We start from the raw sequence: 22,520 nt of genomic DNA, 5'->3' as shown, positions 1-22,520 counted from the left end.
GCCGGTCCCGTCGGGCTACAATGGCCCGAGGAAACAAGCTTAGGACCCCACCGAGAACGGACGCGCCCCATGGACACCGTGCAGCCCTCGTACTACATCACCACCCCCATCTACTACGTCAACGCGGCCCCGCACCTGGGGACCTCCTACACCTCGGTGCTGGCCGACGTCCAGGCGCGCCTGCGCCGCGCCACCGGCCACAACGTGATGTTCCTCACGGGCACCGACGAGCACGGCGAGAAGGTCGCCGAGGCCGCCGCCGAGCACGGCATGACCCCGCAGGAGTGGTGCGACTCCCTCGTGCCCGCCTTCAAGGAGCTCCTCCAGCTGCTCGACGTCACCAACGACGATTTCATCCGCACCACCGAGCCCCGCCACGCCGAGGCCGTCCGGCGCCTCATGTCGACCATCAAGGACAACGGCTACATCTACAAGGGCTCCTACGACGGCTGGTACTGCGTGCCCGAGGAGACCTACTTCACCGACACCCAGGTCCGCCACGCCGACGAGGGGCGCGGGACCGAGGGCGAGCACCTCTGCCCCGACTGCGGCAGACCCCTCCAGCGCGTGCAGGAGGAGAGCTGGTTCTTCAAGCTCAGCGCCTTCCGGGACCGCCTGCTCGAGCTCTACCGCGACAACCCGCACTTCGTGGAGCCCGAGATCCGCCGCAACGAGGTCGTGAGCTTCGTGGAGGGCGGCCTCAAGGACCTCTCCATCAGCCGCACGAGCTTCGACTGGGGTATCGAGCTGCCCTTCGACGACGGCCACGTCACCTACGTCTGGTTCGACGCCCTCATCAACTACCTCACCGCCGTGGGCTACGGCGCCGACGAGGGGGAGTTCGCCTACCGCTGGCCCGCCCAGGCGCACCTCGTGGGCAAGGACATCATCCGCTTCCACTGCGTGATCTGGCCCGCCATGCTCATGGCCGCGGGGCTCCCGGTGCCCGAGGAGGTCTTCGCCCACGGCTTCCTCACCGTCAAGAACGAGGAGACCGGCGCCACCGAGAAGATGTCCAAGAGCCGCGGCAACGTCGTCTCGCCCGCCACCGTGGTGGACCTGCTCGGCGTGGACGGCTACCGCTACTACTTCATGACCGACGTCAAGCCCGGCACCGACGGTGGTATCTCCTGGGGCCGCATGGAGCAGGTCTACAACACCGACCTCGCCAACTCCTGGGGCAACCTCGTGAGCCGCACGCTCAACATGAGCGCCAAGTACTTCGACGGGAGGACCCCCGCCATGTCCGAGGGCTGGGACACCGTCGAGAGCCCGCTCTCCCAGGTGGCCTCCGGACTCGTGGACCGCTACCTCGAGGCCATGTACCGCTTCGCCTACGACGAGGGCGCCGCGGCCGTCATGGAGCTCGTGCACGCGGCCAACCACTACATCGAGGACATGGAGCCCTGGAGCCTGGCCAAGGACCCGGCGCGCGCCGACGAGCTGGCCTTCGTCATCGGCTCGCTCGTGGAGGCCATCCGCGTCTCGGCCCATCTGCTCGCCCCGCTCATGCCCACCACCTCCGCCGAGGTGCTGCGCCGCCTGTCCGCCGGGGACGAGGTGGGCACCTGCGACCTCAAGGCCGCCTGCGCCTGGGGCGGCTTCGCCCAGGGCGCCCCGGTGACCAAGGGCGACGCGCTGTTCCCGCGCCTCGTGGCCGAGGGCGCCGCCCAGAAGGGCGACAAGGCCAAGGCCGCCAAGGGGGGCAAGTGAGCTTCTCGCCCCTGGCAAGCCCCGGCGCCACCCGCGCGGTGCTCGAGGCCCACGGCCTGGCCACCAAGCACCGCCTGGGCCAGAACTTCCTGGTGAACGACCACGTCATCGGCAGGATCCTCGACCTTGCCGAGCCCTCCCCCGACGACCTGGTCTTCGAGGTGGGCCCGGGCATCGGCACGCTTACCTGCGCGCTGCTGCCCCGGGCGGGGGCCGTGGTGGCCGTGGAGGCCGACCGCTCCCTCGCCCCGGTGCTCCGGGCCACGTGCGCCGCCTGGCGCGACAGCTTCGCCCTCGTGCTCGGGGACGCCCTCCGGGTGGGGGCCGACGACCTCCGCCGCGCCGCCGCCTCCCTCGGCCTGGCCGGCGTGCCCACGGACCCCACCATGCTCGTGGCCAACCTGCCCTACCAGGTGGCGGCCACGGTGATCCTGGATACTCTGCAGCAGATGCCCTCCGTGGGGCGCTGCGTGTGCATGGTGCAGAAGGAGGTGGCCGACCGCATCTCGGCCGTGCCGGGCACGAAGGCCTACGGCGCCTACACCGTCAAGCTGGGGCTCTACGCGGAGGTCACCGGGCGCTTCGAGGTGGGCCCGGCCAACTTCATGCCTCCCCCGCACGTGGACTCCTCCGTGGTGCGCCTGGACCGCGTGCGGCCCTGCGACCCCGCCACGGGCGAGCCGCTCACGGACGCCCAGCGCGCCCTCTGCGCCGGGGTGGTGGACGCCGCCTTCGCCCAGCGCCGCAAGACCATCCGCAACTCCATGGGCGCCCGCGGCTTCGACAAGGACGCCGTCGACGCGGCCCTCGCCGCCGTCGGGATCCCGGGCACCCGCCGTGCCGAGACCCTCTCCGTGGCCGACTTCGTCGGCCTGGCCCTCGCCCTCGAGGAGGCTTCATGAGCGCCATAGACGACCTGCTCGACGACGGCGAGCTCTTCCGCGACCAGAAGGGGCGTCCGCGCCCATGGCCGCGCCCCCTCGCGCCCCTGGCCGACACCCACGGCCACCTCACGGTCTTCCGCGGCCACGACCCGGCCCGCGCCGTGGCCCGCGCCGCCCTGGCCGGCGTGCGCCTCCTCGTGGTGCCGGCCGACCCCACCGAGGACGCCACGGACGCCCGGGCGTTCCTCCGCTCCCTCGACGGGTGGGTGGAGGGTGCGCGCTCCCTGCTCGCCGCGGCCGCAGCGGAGGGGCTCGTGCCGCCGGCGTTTCCCGGCGCCCCCGACCTCTGCGACAACGTGCGCGTGGTGGCCGGCATCCACCCCTACGGCGCCGCCCGGGCAGACGACGCGGCCATGGCGAGCCTCTCGGAGCTCCTGGCCGACCCCCGCTGCGCGGGCGTGGGCGAGATAGGCCTCGACTTCACCTGCGACGTGCCCGTGGACGTGCAGCGGGACGTCTTTTGCCGCCAGCTGCGGTTGGCCCGCGAGCTCGCCGTGCCCTGCGAGCTGCACATCCGGGACGACCGCGACGACCCGGCGGCCGCCGCCCACGCCATGGCCCTCGAGGTCCTCGACGAGGTGGGGGTGCCCGAGGCCGGGGTGGACCTCCACTGCTACACGGGCGACCCGGCCGTGATGCGCCCCTTCGTGGAGCGCGGCTGCCTCGCGGCCTTCGGCGGCGCCGTCACCTTCAAGCGCTCCGACGAGATCCGCGACGCCGCCTGCGCCTGCCCCCTCGGGCAGATGCTCACCGAAACCGACTCCCCCTACATGGCGCCGGTGCCCCTGCGCGGCTTGGAGTGCGAGCCGGCCATGGTGTGCCTCACGGCCCGCTGCCTCGCCGACGTGCGCGCCGAGTGCGGCGTCTCCGACCCGGCCGAGACCTACGCCGCGCTCTGGAAAAACGCCGCCCGGCTCTTCCCCCGCTGACCGCCCCTCCCTTTTCCGCTAGAATCCACACCACCCCCTCCCACCTGCCGAGGGGGTGGTGTGCATGGACGTCTCCGCAGGCCTCGCGGGTGCGGCCGAACTGGCCCGGGACCTGCTCTGGCCCGCCCGCTGTGCCGGGTGCGACGGCCCCGGCAACTTGCTCTGCGATCGCTGCCGGCTCAGGCTTCCTTGGATAGACCAGCGCTTCTGTTGCCCCGTGTGCGGTGCGCCCGGGGGCTGGCTCGTGTGCACGGAGTGCGACGGCTCGTGGGAGACAGAGGCCTCCGTCTCGGCCTTCTCCTTGGAAGGGCCCGCCTCCCGCATGGTCAAGGTGTACAAGGACGGCCACGAGCGCCGGCTCGCCCCGGTGCTGGCCGCCGCGTGCGCCTGCGCTCTCGACGAGGCCTCGGCCTGGGACCGCGGCCGCGTGGACCCGGGTTCGCTGGACGCCCTGTGCTTCGTGCCCTCCACGGCCGAGGCGTTCCGGCGCCGCGGGTTCGACCCCATGGCCGACGTCGCGGCGTGCCTCTCCGCCATGGAGGGCGTCCCGCTGGCCGACGCGCTCTTCCGTGGCCACGCCGCCGACCAGCGCTCGCTGGGGAGGGGGGAGCGGGCCGCCAACGTGGCCGGGACGTTCTCGTGCGCCCAGGACGTGTCCGGCTGCCGCCTGCTCCTCGTGGACGACGTGGTCACCACCGGCGCCTCGGTGCGCGAGGCGGCCCGGTCTCTGCTCGCCGCCGGCGCCGCGGGCGTGTGGACCGTTTCCGTGGCCCGCACGTGGTGATTATCGGACAGCGTTCAGCCGATGGTATAGTTCCTAACGTCTTTGCCGGGTCTGTGGTTGCGGGCGCCACTCACAGGGCGTCCTAGTCCATGGCAGACGAGGCCAAAGGGATCCACGTAAGCCGCCGCGTGCGCGCGGCGGCGATCACGGCTCGTCCTAGAAGTAAGCCGCACCTCCCGTCAACCGTCTGCGGGGCCCCATGGCCTCCCGGGGGAGAGGGCGGGTAGTGAAGGCGCCGCGGCGTCCGAGCGAGAGCCCCCGTGCGCGAGTGTGGGGTCGAAGACCAGGTCAGCCGGCAGAGACGGCCCGGGGCCCACGACCCGGGTACTTGACAACGACAGGAGGAGCCCATGTCCCCCGCCCGATCCAAGGCCCTTGGGGCCGTCCTCGCCCTCGTGTTGGCGACACCCCTCGGCGGATGCCAGGCGCCGGTCACCACCACCGTGGACGAGGCCCAGGCCCTGCGCAGCGCCCAGGCCCAGGCCCAGGTGTCGGTGGCACCCCCCGTCATCCAGCGGGACGGGGTGCTGAGGGTGGCCGTGCTCGCCAGTGCCGGCACGCCCCATGTCATGGAGGCCGCGGACGGCACGCTCCAGGGCATCGACGTCGACGTGGCGGCGGCCCTCGCCCAGCAGATGGGTCTCTCCCTCGACCTCGTGTGCGCCCCCTCCGTCGAGGACGCCTCGGCCCAGGGGGCAGACGTGGTACTGGGGGTGGGCGCCCAGGACGGCACCGGCCTGTCGGTGGTCTCCAGCTACATGGAGGAGGCCGTGGGGGTCTTCGTGGGCGACGACCAGGGCCCCTTCGACCTCCAGGACGTCCTCGGCCGTGGGGTGGCCGTGGTCCAGGGGTCCCCGGCCCAGCTCGCCCTGGCCTCCGTGGACGTCCTCGCGACGGCGGGGCGCCCCTACGACGACATCGACTCGGCCTTCGAGGCCCTGGAGCAGGGCGAGGTGGCCTGTGTCGCGTGCTCGGCCTACGAGGGGGCCTACGTGGCCCTCGAGCACCCCGCCGTCGACCTCCTCGGCACCGTCGACGTGCCGAGGTCCGTGGGGGCGGGGGTCGACCCGTCCAACGACGCCCTGGTGGCCGCGGTCCAGGAGGCCCTGGACGCGGTGGGGTCGAACGGCGTCCTGAGCGTCATCCGAAGCCGGTGGGTGGGCGACCTGCCCGTCCTCGGCGCCGACTCCCTCATCGAGCTCGCGGCGTCCGGCGGCCTTGCCGACGCCTCGGGCTCTGCGACGGACCCAGGCTCCGACGGTGCCTTCTCGGTGCCGTCCCCGGGGTCGGGCGACGGGTCCTCGGCCGGCTCCAACGCCGTCACGTCCATCGGCTGACCCTTCGCCGCCCCATCGGGCCCGCCGGCCGTGTTCTTCTGCTGTCGACGATATTTTCATGGGAGTTTCAGAAGTAAACGGGTATAGGAACCGCAGCAACACGGCGGCCCGGCCGCTAAGACCCTGGCAACCTACGAGAAGGGATCCACCATGGCAATCACCGTCTATGGACGCAAGATCCAGGTCACCGACGCCCTGCGCGACCACGCCGAGCAGAAGGTCGGCGACGCCCTCAAGGTCTTCGACATCAAGCCCCTCACCGCCGACGTCGCCCTGCGCGTGGAGCACTACAAGAGCGGCATCAACGAGCACATCTGCGAGGTCACCGTGCGCGTGCGCGGCACGGTCATCCGCGTCTCCAGCGCCGGCGACGACATGTACGCCGCCATCGACGAGGCCGCCCGCATGGTCACGCGCCGCATGCGCAAGTACAAGACCAAGGTCGTCGAGCGCCGCCAGCGCGCCGGCCGTGCGGAAGGCATGGAGACCGTCCAGGCCAACACCGCCTTGGAGGCGGAGGTGCTCGGCGACGAGGCCGAGGCCGACGAGGAGCTCGTGCGCACCAAGTACATCGAGTACACCAAGCTCACCGAGGAGGATGCCCTCGTTCAGGCCGACCTCCTGGGCCACGACTTCTTCGTCTTCCGCGACATGGTCACCGGCAACGTCCATGTGATCTACCACCGCAGGAACGGCGGCTACGGCATCCTCAAGCCCGAGGACGAGCGGGAGGGTTGAGTCCCTCGCCATCATCGGCGGCACCGGCGGGCGCCGACCCCACGAGGGGCCGGCGCCCGCATCCGTGGGGGTCTTGGGCCGCCGTCGCCCCGGCGGCGCCCAACGGGTAAAATCAAACGCTGTTTGCCTATGAACGGGAGGGCCCTGTGACCACCGACAACGCTGATACCGTCCCCACCAAGGGGCAGGCCAAGGCCGAGGAGCGCGCCCGCAAGGAGGCGGAGCGCCAGGCCCGCAAGGAGGCCGACGCCCGGGCCGAGGAGCGCCGTGAGGCCGATGAGCGGGCCCGCGAGGAGCACGTGCGCCGCTTCCGCAGCAGCCGCAACAACGTGCACATCATCGTCGACTCGTGCGGCGACTTCGACCCTGCCATCGCCCAGGCCCTCAACGTCGAGGTGGTCGGGTTTCCCTATGTGGTGGACGGCGAGGAGCGCACCGACGACCTGTTCCAATCGGTGACGGCCAAGGAGTTCTACGACTCCATGCGCCGCGGCACCTACCCCACCACGAGTGCCGTGACCCCCGGCCACTACTACGAGGTCTTCAAGCGCGCCGCCGAGCAGGGCAAGCCCACCATCTACCTCGGGTTCACCGAGGCCCTCTCCTCGTCGGTGCGGGCCGCCGAGGAGGCCGCCCAGATGGTGCGCGACGAGCACCCCGGCTTCCGGCTGGCCGTCGTGGACAACCGCTGCCCCTCGGCCGCGGCCCAGCTGCTGGCCATCGAGGCCGTGCACCAGGCCAACCTCGGCGCCTCCTTCGACGACCTCGTGGCTTGGGTGGAGGAGGCCCGCAACTTCATCCACGGCTTCTTCACCCTCGACAGCTTCGACGCCCTGGCCCGCGGCGGCCGTATCCCCGCGTCGGCCGCGAGCCTCGGCGGCAAGCTCGACATCAAGCCGGAGCTCTCCTACGACCCGTCGGGCGCCCTCACCTTCAAGCGCATGTGCCGCGGCCGCAAGAAGGCCATCCGCGCCATCGTGGAGGACTTCCGCGACGCGAGCGACGGCGAGCGCTCCATGCCCGTGGGCATCGTCACCGCCGACGCCGAGAAGGACGGCGACTGGCTCGAGGGGCTGCTGCGCAAGGAGAAGGGCTGCGAGGACATGATCGTGGTACGCAGCTCGGTCTCGCCGGTCATCGGCAGCCATGTGGGCCCGGGTATGGTGGCCCTCGTCTTCTGGGGCCGCGACCGCCGCGAGCACGGCTCGCTCTCGGAGCGCATCGCCTCCAGGGTGGGCGGCCGGCGCACCAAGGACCGCTGAGCCCGACCGGCCCCGTCGCCTTCGAGGGGGCGGGGCCCGATTCCCAAGAGAGGTACTGGATGAGAAAGATCGAACGCATCGGCTTCGTGGGCTGCGGCATCATGGGTGCCCCCATCGCCCGGCACCTCCTCGAGGCCGGCTTCGCCGTGACCGTGTGCACCCGCACCCCCGAGAAGGCCCGTCCCCTCCTGGACGCCGGCGCCCGGTGGGCCCCCACCCCCGCGGCGGCCTGCGAGGGTGCCCAGGCGGTCTTCACCATGGTGGGCATGCCGGAGGACGTCGAGGAGGTGTACCTGGGCCGCGACGGTCTCCTGGCCGCCGCCGAGCCGGGCACGTTCCTCGTGGACCTCACCACATCGCGCCCGGAGCTCGCCCGGGAGCTCTCCGAGGCCGCCTCGGCCATGGACGTCACGGCCTTCGACTGCCCGGTCACCGGCGGCCAGGAGGGCGCCGAGGCGGGCACCCTCACCCTCATCGCCGGCGCCACCGAGGCCCAGGCGGCCCCGCTGCTGGGCGCCCTGGAGGCCTTCTCCAGCCGCATCTTCTGGTTCGGGCGCCCCGGCGCCGGCCAGGCGGCCAAGCTCTGCAACCAGGTCTCGCTGGCGGGCGCCATGGTCGGCGCCTGCGAGGCCGTGGCGTTCGCCCGCGCCCAGGGCCTGCCCGTGGGGGAGGTCTGCGAGATGGTGGGTTCCGGCATGGGCGCCACCCGCGCCCTCGGGGCCTTCGCCGCCAAGATGGAGGAGGGCGACTGGAAGCCCGGGTTCAAGGTGTGCCACATGGCCAAGGACCTCGGCCTCGCCGTCGAGGCCGCCGACGACGAGGGACTCGCGCTCCCCGGCGCCGAGACCGTGGGCACCCTGTACCGCACCCTGGCGGCCGTGGGCGGGGCCGACCTCGGCACCCAGGCCCTCGAGGTGCTCTACGAGGAGGAGGCCGACGCCGCGGCGGCCGGCCTCGACTGGTCCCACGCGGCCCTGGACGACGAGGGCGACGGCGACGGCTGCTGCGGCGGCCACCATCACGGCGACGGCTGCTGCGGCGGCCACCACCACGGCCACGACGGCTGCGGCTGCTCCGGGGAGGGCCATGGGCACTGACGGCTTCGCCATGGGCACTGACGGCTTCGCCATGGCGGTGGTGGGCCTCATGCTCGCCATCTTCGGCATCGTGCTGGGCTTCGGCATCGGCAGCCGCCTCGCCGAGGACGTGACCGACCGCAAGACCTACTGGAAGTACAACGCCGTCGCCTACGCCGCCGGCATCCTCGTCTCGGCCCTCGTCTGGGCCACGGGCTGGTCGGTGCTCGCCTTCGGCACCGTCGGCTGCCTGGGCGGCGTGATCGCCGGCCTCAAGATGGGCTACGGCGAGGCCGTGGGCCCGTGGGTCACCCACGACCGCTTCTTGGGCCTCAACACCAGGAAGGGCCGCCACCCCCGGCCCAAGAGGACCGCCTCCACCGGCACCGGTTGGGCCAGACGCAGGCCCGATGGGGAGGGGGAGTCCGACGAGCCCGAGCTCATGTCGGTCTCCGACCCCGAGAAGCGCCGCTGACAGATTGCGGGGCGCCGGCACCGAGGCGCCCAGAAAGGAGGGCCTACCCATGGCCGACAACGACATCGAGAAGCTCATCGAGGACCTCTCCGCCCCCGGTAGGCGCGCCCGCCAGGACGCCGCCCACGCGGTGGCCGCCCTCGCGGCGGAGGACCCCGCGGCCGTGGCGTCCCACGTCGAGGAGCTCTGCGACGCCCTCGAGCGCCCCGAGGCCCAGACCCGCTGGGAGGTGCTCTCCGCCCTGACCTCGCTCGCCGCGGTGGACAAGGAGGCCTGCGCCGCCGCCGTGGAGAGCGCCGAGGCGTCGCTCTTCGACGAGGACTCCTCCATGGTGCGCCTCGCCGCCTTCCGCCTCATCGTCCAGGCCGGTCTCGGGGGCGCCGAGGAGGCCGGGCGCGTGTGGCCCGTCCTCGACGAGGCGGTCCAGTGCTTCCACGGCGATCCCGAGTACCGCGACATGCTCGTGGCCCTCGTGTCGTTCGCCCAGGGCCCGGCGCCCAAGGACGTCCGCGACGCCCTCGCCGAGCGCGTCTCGTTCGACGCCGAGAAGTCCACGCTACCCTACATCAAGGCCTACTCCCAGGAGATCGTCGAGGCCGCCAAGGCCGACCGCTGACGGTCCCGCGGAGCAGAGAGAGAGGAGAGTCCCGTGACCCACGACGTCACCCTCATCCCCGGGGACGGCATCGGCCCCGAGATTGCCGCGGCCATGGAGGAGGTCGTCGCCGCCACCGGCGTCGACGTCCGATGGAGGCGCGAGCGCGCGGGGGCCCAGGTCTACGAGGGGTGCGGCACGCCGCTGCCCGACTCGGTGCTCGAGGCCGTCGCCGAGACGAAGGTCGCCATCAAGGGCCCCACCGCCACCCCGGTGGGCTCCGGGTTCCGCTCCATCAACGTGGCCCTGCGCCGCGCGTTCGACCTCTACGCCTGCGTGCGGCCGTGCCTCTCCATGCCCGGGGACGGCAGTCGCTACCGCGACGTGGACCTCGTGGTGGTGCGCGAGAACACCGAGGACCTTTACGCCGGCGTGGAGTTTGAGGCCGGCACCCCCGAGGCGGGGCACATCATCGCCTCGGTGAACGAGCGCACGCCCGGAGCCATCAGGCCCTCCTCGGCCATCTCGGTCAAGCCCATCTCGCCCGAGGGCTCCGAGCGCATCGTGCGCTATGCCTTCGAGTACGCGCTCAGCCGCGGCCGCAGGAGGGTGTGCTGCGTGCACAAGGCCAACATCATGAAGGCCACCGACGGCCTGTTCATGCACGTGGCCGAGCGCGTGGCCGAGGACTATCCCGACATCGCCTTCGAGTGCCGCATCGTGGACGCCTGCTGCATGGGCCTCGTGTGCGACCCGGCGGACTTCGACGTCCTCGTGCTGCCCAACCTTTACGGCGACATCGTGAGCGACCTCTGCGCCGGCCTCATCGGCGGCCTGGGGCTCGCCCCCGGCGCCAACATCGGCAGCGAGTGCGCCATCTTCGAGGCCACCCACGGCTCGGCGCCCGACATCGCCGGCAAGGACATGGCCAACCCCACGGCCCTGATTCTCTCGGCGGCCATGATGCTCGACCACCTGGGGGAGCCCGGCGCCGCCGACGCCGTGCGCGACGCCGTGCGCGAGGTGCTGGCAGAGGGAACGAGCGTCACGGCCGACATCTGCCGCGCCCTCACCGACTCCGCCGAGGGGGCCGTGGGCTGCGCCGCGTACGGGCACGCCGTTGCGGAAGCCGTCAGGGCACGTGTGTAGGGTTGTGGTTCCCCTCGCATTTAAAGAGAGTTTTTGGTTTCCTATACAGAACCTGTCAAAATCATCGCATTGCATCGATGCACATGACCGAGGAGAAGGGATCCGTCTCATGGCAGACGAGAAGAAGGGCGACCTGTCGTCCCTGGGCGACGACAAGGGCGGCAAGGCCAAGGCCCCCAAGAAGCCGGCCGAGAAGCGCTTCACCGTGCCGGTGTTCGCGGTCTGCGTCGTCGCGGCGGCCGTGATCGGCGTGCTCGTGGGCAAGTTCCTGCTCGGCGGCTTTGCCGGCGGCGCCGTGACGGGCAAGACCACACTCTCCGAGGGCGAGCTCGACAGCACCGTGGGCTCCTACGTCTACCAGGGCCAGACCCACGCCATCACCGCGCGCCAGGCCCTCGGGGCCGCCACGGGCGTGGACGCCGCCAAGCAGGACGACGGCACCTACACCATGCCCTCCGCCGACAACGTGCTCGACTACGCCCGCAACCAGGTGCTCGCCGTGGCCGTCAAGGCCGAGGGCATCGAGGTCTCCGACGAGGACATGGCCACCTACGCCAAGGACACCCTGGGCACCGACGACTATGCCAGCCTTGCATCCACCTACGGCATGAGCGAGGACGAGGTCAAGGAGGTCGTGCGCCAGTCCGCCGGCGTCAAGCGCCTTTACGACAAGGTCGTGGGCACCGACGACTCCGCCCAGGCCCCCGAGACCCCGGCCGAGCCCGCCGAGGGCTCCGAGGACGCCGCCACCGCGGACTACGGCAAGTACATCGTGGGCCTGCTCGGCGACGAGTGGGACGCCGACAAGGGCACCTGGGCCCGCGAGGACGGCCCGTACTACGCGGCCCTCAAGGACCAGAGCTTCTCGGCCGACTCCGCCACCTACGACCAGGCCATGACGGCGTATTATGTGGCCTACCAGCAGTATTCGCAGCAGGCCAGCAGCCAGTCGGCCACGTGGAGCCAGTACGTGAACGGTCTGCTCGCCAACGCCTCGATCTCCATCGGGGAGCTGGTGTCGTAAGGCCGCGCCTCCGATTGGCTGACCCATGGACATCCTGGTGAGCAACTGTCTTCTTGGCGCCCCCTGTCGCTATGACGGGGGCGCCAAGCCCGTTGACGGGGTCATCGGGCTCTGCTCGCGCCCGGGCGTCACCGCGCACCCGGTGTGCCCGGAGTGCGCCGGGGGGCTGCCCATCCCGCGCCCGCCGGCCGAGATTCGCGACGGCCGCGTGTGCCTGGAGTCTGGCCAGGACGTCACCGATGAGTTCGAGGCCGGCGCCCGGGCCACGCTGGAGACGGCGCGGCGCGTGCGGCCGGCCTTTTGCGTGCTCAAGGCCAAGAGCCCCAGCTGCGGCAGGGGCCGTGTCTACGACGGCACGTTTTCCGGCAACCTTGTGGCAGGCGACGGCATCGCCTGCGACCTGCTCGTGAAGGAGGGGTTTTTCGTGACAGACGAGAAGACGGTCGAGCGCTGCCATCCCACCATGGAGCATCCCGTGGCCATCTGCCTGGGCAGCGGCCTAGGGTCGGTGGCGAGGCTCGTGAAGCCGGTGCGCCGCATCCCGTACGCCGACATCGACGGCTTCCCCGCGGGGGCGCGCCCCGTGGCGGGCCATAGCTTCGAGGCCACCGTGGGCACGCTCGACGGCGTGCCGGTGGTGGTCTACCCGGGCCGCGTGCACCTGTACCAGGGCTACTCCGTGCGCGAGGTGACGAGCCTCGTGCGCCACGCGCACCACCTGGGCTGCCGTGACATCGTGTTCGCCGCCGCGGCCGGCGCCATCGACGGCCAGGCGCCGCTCGGCCTGGGCCTTGTGAGCGACCAGCTCAACCTCACCGGCCAGAACCCCCTCGTGGGCGACGAGGCCCTGCGTGGCGTGGACAACGCCTTCGTGGACATGAGCGACGCCTACACGCCGTACCTGCGCCAGGTGGCCAAGGCCGTGGCCGGGGACCAGGGTGTCGAGCTCTCCGAGGGCGTGCTGGCGGGCATCTCCGGCCCGAGCTTCGAGAGCCCGGCCGAGGCGCGCGCCATGGCGCTCTGCGGCGCCAGCTACACGGCGATGTCCGTGGTCAACGAAGTGGTGCTGGCCCACGCCCTGGGTATGGAGGTGCTGGGCGTCACGCTGTCGGCCAACAAGGCGGGGGCGCCCGGCGTCTCCCACGAGACCGTGCTCTCCTATGCCGAGGGCCACGGGGCGGATTTCGAGGCGCTGCTGAGGGGCGTGCTCACCAGGCTTTGACGGCCGGGGTTGAAATTCCGGGGGTGAGCCCGTATACTACGAGGTCGCGCCAGTTTAGCTCAGTTGGTAGAGCACCGCTCTCGTAAAGCGGGGGTCATCGGTTCAAGTCCGATAACTGGCTCCAGGGAAATCGCAGGTCGGAGGGTGTGTCTGCCCTCCGACCTTTTTTCTGGCACGAGTTTGCAGCGGTTTGCACATGCCGCGCTGGCCGTTTGGTACTTTTCTCTGGGAGTGGAGCCCTAAAACCACCAAACGAGTGCCCGTTTGGTGGTTTACATGAATCCGTGAATGAAAAACCACCAAACGACCTCGCCCGGGGCATGCCGGGTGCCGGGGGGGGGGGTTTCCGGGTCCTGCTCCGGCGCCCACAATCTGTCACCATGCAAACCAGCCCCATGCCGTCCGAGAGGAGCCCCATGCCGTTCCAGCTGCGCCATGGCGATCTGACAGAGACCCCGGCGGACGCCCTGGTGAACGCCGCCAACGAGCGGCTGGCCCCCGGTGGGGGCGTGTGCGGGGCCATCTTCGAGGCGGCCGGCCCCGCCGAGCTCGACGCCGCCTGCCGTGCCGTGGCCCCGTGCCCCACGGGATCGGCCGTGGCCACCCCGGCCTTCAGGCTGCCGGTCGGGCACGTGATCCATGCCGTGGGCCCGCGGTGGCAAGACGGCCGCCACGGAGAGCGGGAGCTCCTGGCCTCGGCCTACCGGTCGGCCCTCGCCGTGGCGTCCTCGCTGGGCGACCGGTCGGTGGCCTTCCCCCTCATCTCCGCCGGAATCTATGGCATGCCGCGCGAGACCGCCCTCGAGGTGGCCACCGAGGCCATCACCGGCTATCTCGCCGACACCGACGACTCCCTCGAGGTCTCCCTCGTCCTTCTCGACGAGCCCGCGGCCCTGCGTCGGACCCTGCCCCCCGGCCTGACGGCCTACCTCGCCGAGCAAGGCGTCGACGTCGGGTCGTCGCCGGACCTGGACCGCTCCATGGCCTCCGGGGACACGGGCGCCTTCTTTCCCCAGGCGGCGCCCGCGATGCCGCAGGCGGCCCCCTGCGCGACTCCCCGGGACGCCGCAGTGCCGCCGAAGCGGCGGCACTCCGTCAAGGACCTGCTCTCCCGGCGCCTCGCCTCCCTCGACAAGGGCTTCTCTGATACGCTCCTCGACCTCATCGACGAGCGCGGCCTCGCCGACTCCGCCGTGTACCACCGCGCCAACATGAGCCGGCAGCACTTCTCCAAGATTCGCTCCAACCCCGACTACCGCCCGGGCAAGCCCACGGTCCTGGCCCTCGCCGTGGCGTTGGAGCTGCCCCTGGCCCAGGCCGAGACCCTCCTTGCGCGCGCCGGCTACGCGTTCAGCCCGTCGTCGGCCGCAGACGTCATCGTGCGGTGGTTCATCGAGGAGGGCCGCTACGACATCTTCGATATCAACGAGGCCCTCTACGCCTACGACCAGCGGTTCCTCGGCGCCTGACCGCCCGCATCAACAAGGCAATATGCGAAGTGACAGATGGGCCAGGCATCGCTGTCACAAGGCACCGCTGTCACACGTTGCCGCGGCGCGATGTCGCCCGGCAGGTTACCTCCGCCTGACCGGGGCCCCGTAGGCTGTGCTCAGTCGACGGGGCGCCGCCCCAGAAGGGAGCCAGTCATGAAGGGTCACAACGAGGAGCTCGTGTTCGTCATCGACAAGAGCGGGTCCATGTCCGGGCTCGAGGCCGACACCGTGGGAGGGTACAACTCCGTGCTCGACCGCAACCGCACGGGGGAGGGGAGCGCCTGGGTCACGTGCGTGCTCTTTGACACGGGGTTCGAGGTCGTCCACGACCGCGTACCCATCGAGACCGTCGAGCCGCTCAGGCGCTCCGACTACGTCCCCGGCGGCTGCACCGCGCTGCTCGACGCTGTGGGCCGCACCATCGAGCGCGTGGCCCTTGTGCAGAGCCACTTGCCCGACGGCTTCAGGCCCGACCACACCACCTTCGCCATCATCACCGATGGCGAGGAGAACGCCAGCGGCAGCTTCACCTATCCCATGGTCAAGGAGATGATCGAGGGCAAGGAGCGCGAGGGCTGGGAGTTCCTGTTCCTGGGGGCCAATATCGACGTTGCCTCCCACGCCGCGTCCATGGGCATCCGGCCGGCCATGGCCACGAGCTACTCGGCCGACGAGACCGGCACCTGGGCGGCGTTCGACTCCTTTGCCGTCGCCGTGGCCCAGGCTAGGTCCTGCGGTGCGGTGGACGGCTCTTGGTCAGCGCCCACCAAGGCCGACGAGGGTCGCCGCCGTGGTGGTGGAAGGGGCCACGGTCGCGGGCGCTTCTGTCGGTAGCGGGCGGTGCCGTCGCACGGCGGGTCGGCTACCCTTGGGTGAACGCCTGCATGCCGAGAGGAGCCGCCGTGAGCAGTGCCGCGCCTGACCGTCCCATAACCGTCGAGGTCTGCTGCGGGGGTGTCGCCGACGCCCTTGCGGCCGAGGAGGGCGGCGCCGGGCGCGTGGAGCTCAACGCGGCACTGCCCCTAGGCGGCCTCACGCCGACCGTGGCCGCCGTGGAGGCGGTGCGTCGGATGACGGGGCTGCAGGTCGTGGCCATGGCCAGGCCCCGCGCCGGTGGCTTCTGCTACGGGGATGCCGACTGGTCCCAGCTCCTGGCCGAGGTGGACGCCCTGCTTGCAGCCGGTGCCCACGGGGTGGCGTTCGGCTGCCTGACGCCCGAGGGCGCCGTGGATGTTGCACGCGTCCGGGAGGTGGTGGGCCGGGCCCATGCAGCGGGGGCGGAGGCCGTCTTTCACCGGGCCTTCGACCTGGTGCCGGATGCCGACGGGGCCACGGCCATCCTCGCCGGTGTGGGGGTGGACCGCCTGCTCACGGGCGGCCAGGCGCCCACGGCCCCGGAGGGCGCGGGGCTCATCGCCCACCTGCAGGCTGCGTGGGGAGGGCGGGTGCAGGTCCTGCCGGGATCCGGCGTGCGCCCGGGCAACGCGGCGGCCCTCGTGGCCGAGACGGGCGTGGGGCAGGTGCACTCGTCCTGCTCGGGATTCGTGACCGCTCCCGGCGCCGCGGCGGTGGCCCACGGTGTGGACTTCTCGGTACCGGGCTGCGGGCCGGAGCGGCTGCCCTGCGTGGACCCGGGGACGGTCCGGGAGCTGGTGGCCGTGCTGCGGTAGGGGTTGCGGGGGCGGCGTGGCGCGCGGTTTTGCGCGAAGGGCCTTCAGTGCGCGGTTCCGCTGGCATCAAGCACCGCCATTGCGCGGAAAACGGGCTTCTCGGGCCTCAAATCGCGCACTGACGGCTGTCGGTGCCAGGCTTATCGCGTATCGAGGACCTCTCGTGCCAAATCTTGAGGGGCCTTCGTGCCAGTGGCGTTGCGCATCGTGGCTCTCGTGTCGCCGCCCGGTGCATTCGCGGCGCTTACGCCTTTCGCGTCCGTCGCTGCAGCGGGCGGGGCGGGTGCGTCCCGCTCCCACCCGCCCACCTCGCACATGCTGCCTACCACGCACGCGCCCGCCCAGCACATCAGCATCGCAACATGCGAAGTGACAGATGGGCCAGGCACCTCTGTCACGCCGTGTCGTCGCGGGTCCCCGCTATACTGGGACGTCGACCTCGCACCCCATGTACAAGGAGGACCATGGCCCTACCCGCAGGCTTCTTCCGTCGCGCCGTCTCGTCGCCGACGGCGGCCAAGCTCATGCTCGTGGCCTGTGCCGTCATCTGGGGGTCATCGGCGTTCATGATGAAGGACGCCACCAAGTCGCTGCCGGTCTTCTGGCTCCTCGCCATCCGCTTCGGCATGGCCGCCGTCCTCATGCTCGTCGTCTTCTCCAAGAACGTCCGCGCGCACCTCGACCGCCGCACCATCGGCGTCGGGCTGCTTCTCGGCCTGTGGGAGTGGGGCGGCTACGCGGTGCAGACCGTGGGCCTCACCATGACCACCCCCGGCAAGAGCGCCTTCATCACCGGCAGCTACGTCGTCATGGTCCCCTTCATCGCCTGGGCCATGGGCATGGGCCGACCCCACCGCTGGGACCTCGCGGCGGCCGCCGTGTGCCTGGCAGGCCTCGGCTTCGTGGGGCTCGACGGCGGTGGCCTCGTCAACTTCGGCGACGTCCTCACCGTGGTGTGCGCCCTGCTCTTCGCCCTGCAGTTCGTCGAGGTGGCGCGCTGCGGCGGCGAGCTCGACATCTGGGCCCTCACGGCCTGGCAGTTCATCGCCATGTTCGGCCTGTCGGCGCTGCTCGCGGTCTTCGAGCCCGTCCCGTCGCCGGCCACCTTCACGCCGCCGCTGGTCCTGCAGCTCGTCTACTTCGGCGTCGTGTGCTCGTTCGTGAGCCTCGCCGCCATGAACTACGCCTTCACCCGTGTGCCGCCGGCGGAGGGCTCGCTCCTCGCCTGCCTGGAGTCGCCGGCGGGCGTCCTCTTCTCCGTCGTGGCCGGCCACGAGATTCTGTCGGGGCGCCTGACCCTCGGCTTCGCCCTGATATTCACCGCCGTGCTCATCTCCAACGGCTGGCCCTGGTACCGCGAGCGCCGGGCCAAGGGTGCCGAGCAACCCGAGCAACCCGAGACCCCTGGGAGGAACCATGCGTCCTGAGACCATCGAGGCCGTCTGCTTCGACTTCGACGGCACCTTGGCCGACACCGAGCCCCTCGGCATCGAGCTCGACCTCGAGGCCTACCGGTCCCTCGGGCTCGACGTGCCGCTGGAGGAGGCCCACACCGTCTGCGGCACCGACGGCAAGGCGTCCGTCGAGGCCATCCTCGCCAACCACGGGCGCCCCGACCTGACGGCCGAGAACTTCGAGGCCCGGCGCCGCCCCAGCTCCCAGATCTACCGCTCCATGGACATCGCGGTCTTCCCCGGGGCCTTCGAGTGCGTCCGCTCGCTCAGGGCCGCCGGCGTCAAGTGTGCCGTCGTCTCCACCACGGCCGCCTGCGACCTCGCCTACGGCCTGTCGCGCATCGGCGCCATGGACTGCTTCGACGCCATGGTGGGCGGCGACATGGTGGAGCGCCGCAAGCCGGCACCCGACCCGTACCTGCTGGCCCTGTCGTTCCTGGGGGTGGACGCCTCCCACGCTATCGCTGTGGACGACTCCCCGGTGGGCATCGCGAGCGCCAAGGCCGCCGGCCTCCACGTCGTGGCCTTCACCGGCTCGCAGATCCGGCAGGACACCTCCGCGGCCGACGAGACGCTGGCCGCCTGGCCCCTCGACCTGGGGCTCTAGAGCTCCTCGGCGGGCGTGAGCCGCAGCTCGACGTCTGCGGGCAGTCGCCGCTCCAGGCATCGGCGCACGTTGAGGGAGTCTGACGCCTCGAAGAACCGCTCGGCGTCCGGGCGGGCCATGCCCCCTGCCACCTTGCGGCCCACCAGGCGCTCCCTGAGGAGGGCCGGGTCCACCTCAACCCACACGGTGAGGGGGGAGAGGGGCGCCAGGCCACGCCAAGGCTCCTCGTCGAGGAGCAGGTAGTTGCCTTCCACGATGTAGGTGGGGCAGGTCACGGCCACGGTGTCTCCCACCACGTCGTGGGCAACCCGGGAATACACGGGCCAGGGGTCGGGATGGATGAGGGCACGGCGGAGGCCAGGGAAGTCGTAGGTCTCCGGTGCCCCCTTGCGCCTCAGGAGCCCATGGGTCTCAAGCCAGGCGTTGGACCGGTGAAAGCCGTCCATGGACAGGGCGGGGACCCTCTTTCCCTCCGCCTTGCAGAGCTCCTCGAGCACCAGGGCCACCGTCGTCTTGCCCGACCCCGGCGGCCCGGCCACGAGCACGGGGCCGGGGCCGGCCAGGAGGATGCGGTGGGCCAGGGGCCTGAGGGCGCCGTCGATGTCCTCCTTGGCAAAACGGGCCGCCTGGGGCAGCCCGTTGACCGTGAGGTGGAAGGTCTCGGCAGGGACGGTGCGGCTCACAGCAGGATGAGCAGGCATACGGCGGCAAACACCACCAGGGCGGCCCACACCATGTTGGCGATGCGGATGCCGCGCTTCATGAGGGCCCGGTCGGCCGTGCGGTCGAAGGCGCAGGCCTCGCCGCTCGGGGCCGGGGTGTCGAGGTCGGGCTGGATGGGGTGGCGGTGCAGGGAGAAGTCGAAGCGCAGCTCGGACCCGCAGGTGGGACAGAAGCCCGTTTGGTCGGAGACGTCGTGGCCGCAGTTGATGCACTTCATGGGGTGCCTCTTCCCATAGGGTGCGGACAGGTATGTCAGTGGCCCCATTTTACAGTGCGATTTTCATTTGTGAACCCTTTTTGTAAGGCCGATACCACCAAGGGTCCCATTTCAAAAACCTGTGGCGGTCTGCTACACGCCGCAGGCCTCCTCGACGAAGGTCAGGACGTCGTCGAACACCTCCTGGGCCCCCTCCTCGTTGAGGATCTCGTGGCGCATGCCGGGGTAGAGCTTGCCCGACACGTTGCGGTAGCCGCGGTCGCGCAGGAATCCCTGGGCGTCGTTCCAGGCCTTCTCGCCCAAGGTGACGGGGTCGTCGGCGCCGGCGATGAACAGGATGGGCAGGTCCGGGCGGCTGACGGCCCAACCGTGGATGTCGTAGACGTCGCGCACGAGGGAGAGCAGGTTCTTGTAGCCGTTGAGGGTGAACACGAAGCCGCAGAGGTCGTCCTCGTCGTAGGCCCGCACGTTCCGCTCGTTGGCGGAGAGCCAACGCAGGGGGTGCTCGCCGGGGAGCCCCTTGCCGTAGCCCCCGAAGACCAGGCTGTTCACGAGGGGCGACTTGGCCCGGGGCCCCTTGACCATGGAGAGGGCGTTCACCAGCACCATGGCGGCGTCCTTGCCTGGGTTGTCCCCCGGGGCCCCGCACACCACGAGGCCGTCGACGGCGTCGTCGGAGTCCTTGATCAGGCTCCTCACCACGAGCGACCCCATGGAGTGGCCGAACAGCACCAGGGGGAGCCCCGGGTGGGCCGCCTCGAAGTGCTCCTGGACGCAGAGGAGGTCGCCGACGATGGCCCGGCCCGTCTCGTCCCCAAAGAACCCGAGGTCCTCGCTGCTCGCCACGGACGCCCCGTGGCCCCGGTGGTCGTGGATCACGGAGGCGAACCCGTGGTCGGCCAGCCATCCCATGAAGGGGTAGTAGCGCTCCTTGTGCTCCTCCATGCCGTGGGAGATCTGGACGAGGCCTTTTGGGCGTCCCTCGGGCACGGTCTCGGCGCAGGAGAGCCCAAGGCCGTCGAAGGGGGAGGAAAGGGTGAACAGGCGCGGTTCCATGGGACTCCTCGGATGGAAGGGGACGTGCGGTTGCGACCTCCCATCATAGGCCCCGGGGTCAGCGCCGACCCTTGGCGGGGGTCTCCACGAGCCAGATGCCCAGGCACACCACGGCGATCGAGGCCAGGGCCGCCGCACCCAGGGGGTGCCCCTGGTCGCCCAGGGTCAGAAGGGATATGACCACGCCGAAAAGCGGCAGGGTGAAGCTGTAGGCCACCACGGAGCTTACCGGGTGCGATGCCAGAAGGACGCTCCAGACGGTGTAGGCCACGGCCGAGACGGCCACGAGCCATGCCAGGACGGCCCAGGCGCCGGCGCCGGTGGGCGGCAGGCGGCCGCCGAGGGCCCAGCCGAGGGCGGCGAGGGCGGCCCCTCCCATGACGAACTGCCATCCGGCGAGAAGCACCGGGTCGCTCTCGCGGGAGTAGCGGGAGGCCAGGACGCTCGCCACGGCGGCGAACACGGTGGCGAGGGCGAGCAGCCCCTCCCCGCTGAGGGAGAAGCCCATGGCGCCGCCCCAGTTGAAGAGGGCGAGGCCGGCCACGCCGGCGAGGGACCCGGCCACCTTGCGCCCGGTCAGGGCCTCGGTGTGGAACACGCAGGCCCCCACCACCAGCGCCACAAAGACCTCGAGCCCCTGGATGAGCGAGGCCGACACCCCGGTGGCGTGGGCGAGCCCCAGGTAGTAGCAGGTGTACTGCCCCACGGTCCAGGTGAGGCAGAGCTTGGCGGCGCTGTGGGCGCCGGCGCGGTCGAGCAGGGGAGGGACCCCAGCCTGGGCCCAGCGGAAGGCCAGGATGCAGGCGCCCGCCAGGAAGAAGCGCACGCCCGCGAAGAGCATCTGGCCCCCGGCGTCGCCGCTCCCGATGCCAAAGAGGCCGTAGCCCAGGGAGACCCCGGGCACGGCGCTTCCCCAGAGAAGGCAGCAGACGAGGGCCCCGACCGCCAGGCCCGGGCGGGTGCCGAGGAACCCGCCGGCCCCTCTGCCCGAGGCGCTCACCGGGGCATCTCGGAGCAGAAGGCGACGAGCTCCGCCACGTCGGCCGTCTCGGTGGCCCAGGAGCACACGAAGCGCACCACCTGGCGGCCGTCGGGCAGGGTGAGGAAGATCTCGCAGCCGCAGGCGTCCTCGAGGGCACGGGCGAGCCCGGCATCCACGGTGAAGAACTGCTGGTTGGTGTCGCTTCGCAGGTAGGGCTCGTAGCCGGCGGCCATCAGGCCGTCGCGCAGGGCGAGGGCGCACTCGTCGGCGTGTCGGGCCAGGCGCCAGTAGAGGCCGTCCTCGAAGGCGGCTTCGAACTGCACCCCCAGGAGGCGTCCCTTGGCCATGAGGCCGCCGCGCATCTTCTGCAGGTAGGGGAAGTCCCGCCGCAGGTCGGGGTCGCGGATCACCACGGCCTCGCCGAAGAGCATGCCGTTTTTGGTGCCCCCGATGCTGAAGGCGTCGGCCCGGCTGGCCATGTGGCCCAGCGACAGGTCGTTGGCGGGCGACTCCAGGGCAGCCCCCAGACGGGCACCGTCCACATAGACCTTGCAGCCGTGCCCCTCGGCCCAGTCGCAGACCTCGTCGAAGCGCCTGCGGTCCCACACCCCTCCGAACTCGGTGGAGTCGGTGATGTAGACCAGGGTCGGCCGGGTCATGTGGCGCCCGCAGCTGGTCTGGAACCCCCAGACGCGCTCGGCCTCCTCAACCGAGAGGAATCCGTCCCCGTCGTGGGTGGGGAGCACCGTGCGCCCGCAGGCCCCGACGGCCCCGGTCTCGTGGGTGTTGATATGGGCGTCGGGGGTGCAGACGACCCCCTCGAAATCACGGAGCATGCCTGCCACGCAGATGAGGTTGGCGCTGGTGCCGCCGACGCAGAACTCCACCGCGGCGTCGGGCTGGCCGCAGGCCTCGCGGATGAGGGCCCGGGCCCGCTCGGTGTGGGGGTCGCCCTCGGTGTAGCCCACGGTCTGCTCGCCGTTGGTGTCCACGAGGGCCGCCAGGATCTCGGGGGCGGCCCCCTCGGAGTAGTCGTTCTTGAAGCTGCGCATGGTCCTCCCTGCTGCCGG

Annotated in this window: 23 protein-coding genes and 1 tRNA gene; 19 read left to right on the top strand and 5 right to left on the bottom strand. The window is 71.2% G+C overall.

The features are described 5' to 3' along the window. Positions 1-69 precede the first annotated feature (69 nt). The 19 genes from metG (at position 70) to OR600_RS07465 (ending at position 18,472) form a co-directional block, all read left to right on the top strand. The gene (gene metG, locus OR600_RS07555) at positions 70-1,713 is read left to right on the top strand and encodes a methionine--tRNA ligase (RefSeq protein ID WP_135978319.1); all 1,644 of its coding nucleotides are present in this window, start codon (positions 70-72) and stop codon (positions 1,711-1,713) included. Beyond that, positions 1,710-2,615 carry a 16S rRNA (adenine(1518)-N(6)/adenine(1519)-N(6))-dimethyltransferase RsmA gene (gene rsmA, locus OR600_RS07550; protein WP_135978320.1) on the top strand — a complete coding sequence of 302 codons (906 nt, stop codon included), beginning with the start codon at positions 1,710-1,712 and terminating at the stop codon, positions 2,613-2,615. Before metG ends, rsmA begins: the two co-directional genes overlap by 4 nt. Beyond that, positions 2,612-3,586, top strand: a complete 975-nt coding sequence (locus OR600_RS07545) for a TatD family hydrolase (RefSeq protein ID WP_135978321.1) — start codon at positions 2,612-2,614, stop codon at positions 3,584-3,586. Before rsmA ends, OR600_RS07545 begins: the two co-directional genes overlap by 4 nt. Before the next feature lie 64 nt (positions 3,587-3,650). Then, positions 3,651-4,370, top strand: coding sequence for a ComFC family protein (locus OR600_RS07540; protein WP_135978322.1), 720 nt, complete (start codon positions 3,651-3,653; stop codon positions 4,368-4,370). Between the two features lie 350 nt (positions 4,371-4,720). Continuing rightward, positions 4,721-5,707: a substrate-binding periplasmic protein gene (locus OR600_RS07535; protein ID WP_135978323.1), complete on the top strand. Its 987-nt coding sequence runs from the start codon at positions 4,721-4,723 to the stop codon at positions 5,705-5,707. Between the two features lie 150 nt (positions 5,708-5,857). Further along, positions 5,858-6,445 (top strand): ribosome hibernation-promoting factor, HPF/YfiA family, encoded by a 588-nt coding sequence (gene hpf, locus OR600_RS07530; RefSeq protein ID WP_135978324.1) that lies wholly within the window; start codon positions 5,858-5,860, stop codon positions 6,443-6,445. Between the two features lie 146 nt (positions 6,446-6,591). Next, positions 6,592-7,707, top strand: a complete 1,116-nt coding sequence (locus OR600_RS07525; protein WP_204407703.1) for a DegV family protein — start codon at positions 6,592-6,594, stop codon at positions 7,705-7,707. A 59-nt stretch (positions 7,708-7,766) separates the two neighbouring features. After that, on the top strand, positions 7,767-8,804 hold the full coding sequence (locus OR600_RS07520; protein ID WP_135978325.1) for an NAD(P)-dependent oxidoreductase: 1,038 nt from the start codon (positions 7,767-7,769) through the stop codon (positions 8,802-8,804). Further along, positions 8,794-9,258 (top strand): ZIP family transporter, encoded by a 465-nt coding sequence (locus OR600_RS07515; RefSeq protein ID WP_265590939.1) that lies wholly within the window; start codon positions 8,794-8,796, stop codon positions 9,256-9,258. The genes OR600_RS07520 and OR600_RS07515 overlap by 11 nt, the downstream gene beginning before the upstream one ends. 49 nt (positions 9,259-9,307) lie before the next feature. Next, positions 9,308-9,874: a hypothetical protein gene (locus tag OR600_RS07510; RefSeq protein ID WP_135978327.1), complete on the top strand. Its 567-nt coding sequence runs from the start codon at positions 9,308-9,310 to the stop codon at positions 9,872-9,874. A 33-nt stretch (positions 9,875-9,907) separates the two neighbouring features. Continuing rightward, positions 9,908-11,002: an isocitrate/isopropylmalate dehydrogenase family protein gene (locus tag OR600_RS07505; protein ID WP_265590938.1), complete on the top strand. Its 1,095-nt coding sequence runs from the start codon at positions 9,908-9,910 to the stop codon at positions 11,000-11,002. 109 nt (positions 11,003-11,111) lie between these two features. Continuing rightward, positions 11,112-12,026: a SurA N-terminal domain-containing protein gene (locus OR600_RS07500; protein ID WP_265590937.1), complete on the top strand. Its 915-nt coding sequence runs from the start codon at positions 11,112-11,114 to the stop codon at positions 12,024-12,026. A 25-nt stretch (positions 12,027-12,051) separates the two neighbouring features. Next, a complete protein-coding gene (locus OR600_RS07495; protein WP_444979514.1) occupies positions 12,052-13,248 on the top strand; it encodes a 2-thiouracil desulfurase family protein in 1,197 nt (398 codons plus the stop codon). A gap of 48 nt (positions 13,249-13,296) precedes the next feature. Next, a tRNA-Thr gene (locus OR600_RS07490) sits at positions 13,297-13,372 on the top strand. 292 nt (positions 13,373-13,664) lie between these two features. Continuing rightward, positions 13,665-14,717, top strand: a complete 1,053-nt coding sequence (locus OR600_RS07485) for a macro domain-containing protein (RefSeq protein WP_265590935.1) — start codon at positions 13,665-13,667, stop codon at positions 14,715-14,717. 177 nt (positions 14,718-14,894) lie between these two features. Next, positions 14,895-15,575, top strand: a complete 681-nt coding sequence (locus OR600_RS07480) for a vWA domain-containing protein (RefSeq protein WP_135978331.1) — start codon at positions 14,895-14,897, stop codon at positions 15,573-15,575. Between the two features lie 68 nt (positions 15,576-15,643). Next, positions 15,644-16,411: a copper homeostasis protein CutC gene (locus OR600_RS07475; protein WP_168354055.1), complete on the top strand. Its 768-nt coding sequence runs from the start codon at positions 15,644-15,646 to the stop codon at positions 16,409-16,411. A gap of 464 nt (positions 16,412-16,875) precedes the next feature. Continuing rightward, the gene (locus tag OR600_RS07470; protein WP_265590934.1) at positions 16,876-17,838 is read left to right on the top strand and encodes a DMT family transporter; all 963 of its coding nucleotides are present in this window, start codon (positions 16,876-16,878) and stop codon (positions 17,836-17,838) included. Then, positions 17,828-18,472, top strand: coding sequence for an HAD family hydrolase (locus OR600_RS07465; RefSeq protein ID WP_135978334.1), 645 nt, complete (start codon positions 17,828-17,830; stop codon positions 18,470-18,472). The genes OR600_RS07470 and OR600_RS07465 overlap by 11 nt, the downstream gene beginning before the upstream one ends. On the opposite strand, the gene OR600_RS07460 is transcribed toward OR600_RS07465, so the two are convergent. The 5 genes from OR600_RS07460 to OR600_RS07440 form a co-directional block, all read right to left on the bottom strand. Next, positions 18,469-19,173 (bottom strand): nucleoside/nucleotide kinase family protein, encoded by a 705-nt coding sequence (locus tag OR600_RS07460; RefSeq protein WP_135978335.1) that lies wholly within the window; start codon positions 19,171-19,173, stop codon positions 18,469-18,471. The genes OR600_RS07465 and OR600_RS07460 overlap by 4 nt on opposite strands. Next, positions 19,152-19,412, bottom strand: a complete 261-nt coding sequence (locus tag OR600_RS07455; RefSeq protein ID WP_135978336.1) for a zinc-ribbon domain-containing protein — start codon at positions 19,410-19,412, stop codon at positions 19,152-19,154. The genes OR600_RS07460 and OR600_RS07455 overlap by 22 nt, the downstream gene beginning before the upstream one ends. A gap of 132 nt (positions 19,413-19,544) precedes the next feature. Then, positions 19,545-20,468 (bottom strand): alpha/beta fold hydrolase, encoded by a 924-nt coding sequence (locus OR600_RS07450; RefSeq protein ID WP_135978337.1) that lies wholly within the window; start codon positions 20,466-20,468, stop codon positions 19,545-19,547. A 58-nt stretch (positions 20,469-20,526) separates the two neighbouring features. Further along, positions 20,527-21,468: a DMT family transporter gene (locus OR600_RS07445; RefSeq protein ID WP_265590933.1), complete on the bottom strand. Its 942-nt coding sequence runs from the start codon at positions 21,466-21,468 to the stop codon at positions 20,527-20,529. Beyond that, positions 21,465-22,502 (bottom strand): threonine aldolase family protein, encoded by a 1,038-nt coding sequence (locus tag OR600_RS07440; RefSeq protein ID WP_265590932.1) that lies wholly within the window; start codon positions 22,500-22,502, stop codon positions 21,465-21,467. Before OR600_RS07440 ends, OR600_RS07445 begins: the two co-directional genes overlap by 4 nt. Between the last annotated feature and the right edge of the window lie 18 nt (positions 22,503-22,520).

The sequence above is a fragment of the Granulimonas faecalis genome, from assembly GCF_022834715.1.
Lineage (GTDB): Bacteria > Actinomycetota > Coriobacteriia > Coriobacteriales > Atopobiaceae > Granulimonas > Granulimonas faecalis.
Note: the sequence above shows the minus strand (reverse complement) of the source record. Positions and strands in the feature narration are given on the sequence as shown.

What these genes read in the sequence shown, in the direction of transcription:
- metG (WP_135978319.1), top strand. Translation starts at nt 70, where the DNA reads ATGGACACCGTGCAGCCCTCGTACTACATCACCACCCCCATCTACTAC.
- OR600_RS07545 (WP_135978321.1), top strand. Translation starts at nt 2,612, where the DNA reads ATGAGCGCCATAGACGACCTGCTCGACGACGGCGAGCTCTTCCGCGAC.
- OR600_RS07540 (WP_135978322.1), top strand. Translation starts at nt 3,651, where the DNA reads ATGGACGTCTCCGCAGGCCTCGCGGGTGCGGCCGAACTGGCCCGGGAC.
- OR600_RS07535 (WP_135978323.1), top strand. Translation starts at nt 4,721, where the DNA reads ATGTCCCCCGCCCGATCCAAGGCCCTTGGGGCCGTCCTCGCCCTCGTG.
- hpf (WP_135978324.1), top strand. Translation starts at nt 5,858, where the DNA reads ATGGCAATCACCGTCTATGGACGCAAGATCCAGGTCACCGACGCCCTG.
- OR600_RS07520 (WP_135978325.1), top strand. Translation starts at nt 7,767, where the DNA reads ATGAGAAAGATCGAACGCATCGGCTTCGTGGGCTGCGGCATCATGGGT.
- OR600_RS07515 (WP_265590939.1), top strand. Translation starts at nt 8,794, where the DNA reads ATGGGCACTGACGGCTTCGCCATGGGCACTGACGGCTTCGCCATGGCG.
- OR600_RS07510 (WP_135978327.1), top strand. Translation starts at nt 9,308, where the DNA reads ATGGCCGACAACGACATCGAGAAGCTCATCGAGGACCTCTCCGCCCCC.
- OR600_RS07500 (WP_265590937.1), top strand. Translation starts at nt 11,112, where the DNA reads ATGGCAGACGAGAAGAAGGGCGACCTGTCGTCCCTGGGCGACGACAAG.
- OR600_RS07495 (WP_444979514.1), top strand. Translation starts at nt 12,052, where the DNA reads ATGGACATCCTGGTGAGCAACTGTCTTCTTGGCGCCCCCTGTCGCTAT.
- OR600_RS07485 (WP_265590935.1), top strand. Translation starts at nt 13,665, where the DNA reads ATGCCGTTCCAGCTGCGCCATGGCGATCTGACAGAGACCCCGGCGGAC.
- OR600_RS07480 (WP_135978331.1), top strand. Translation starts at nt 14,895, where the DNA reads ATGAAGGGTCACAACGAGGAGCTCGTGTTCGTCATCGACAAGAGCGGG.
- OR600_RS07470 (WP_265590934.1), top strand. Translation starts at nt 16,876, where the DNA reads ATGGCCCTACCCGCAGGCTTCTTCCGTCGCGCCGTCTCGTCGCCGACG.
- OR600_RS07465 (WP_135978334.1), top strand. Translation starts at nt 17,828, where the DNA reads ATGCGTCCTGAGACCATCGAGGCCGTCTGCTTCGACTTCGACGGCACC.
- OR600_RS07460 (WP_135978335.1), bottom strand. Translation starts at nt 19,173, where the DNA reads ATGCCTGCTCATCCTGCTGTGAGCCGCACCGTCCCTGCCGAGACCTTC.
- OR600_RS07455 (WP_135978336.1), bottom strand. Translation starts at nt 19,412, where the DNA reads ATGAAGTGCATCAACTGCGGCCACGACGTCTCCGACCAAACGGGCTTC.
- OR600_RS07450 (WP_135978337.1), bottom strand. Translation starts at nt 20,468, where the DNA reads ATGGAACCGCGCCTGTTCACCCTTTCCTCCCCCTTCGACGGCCTTGGG.
- OR600_RS07440 (WP_265590932.1), bottom strand. Translation starts at nt 22,502, where the DNA reads ATGCGCAGCTTCAAGAACGACTACTCCGAGGGGGCCGCCCCCGAGATC.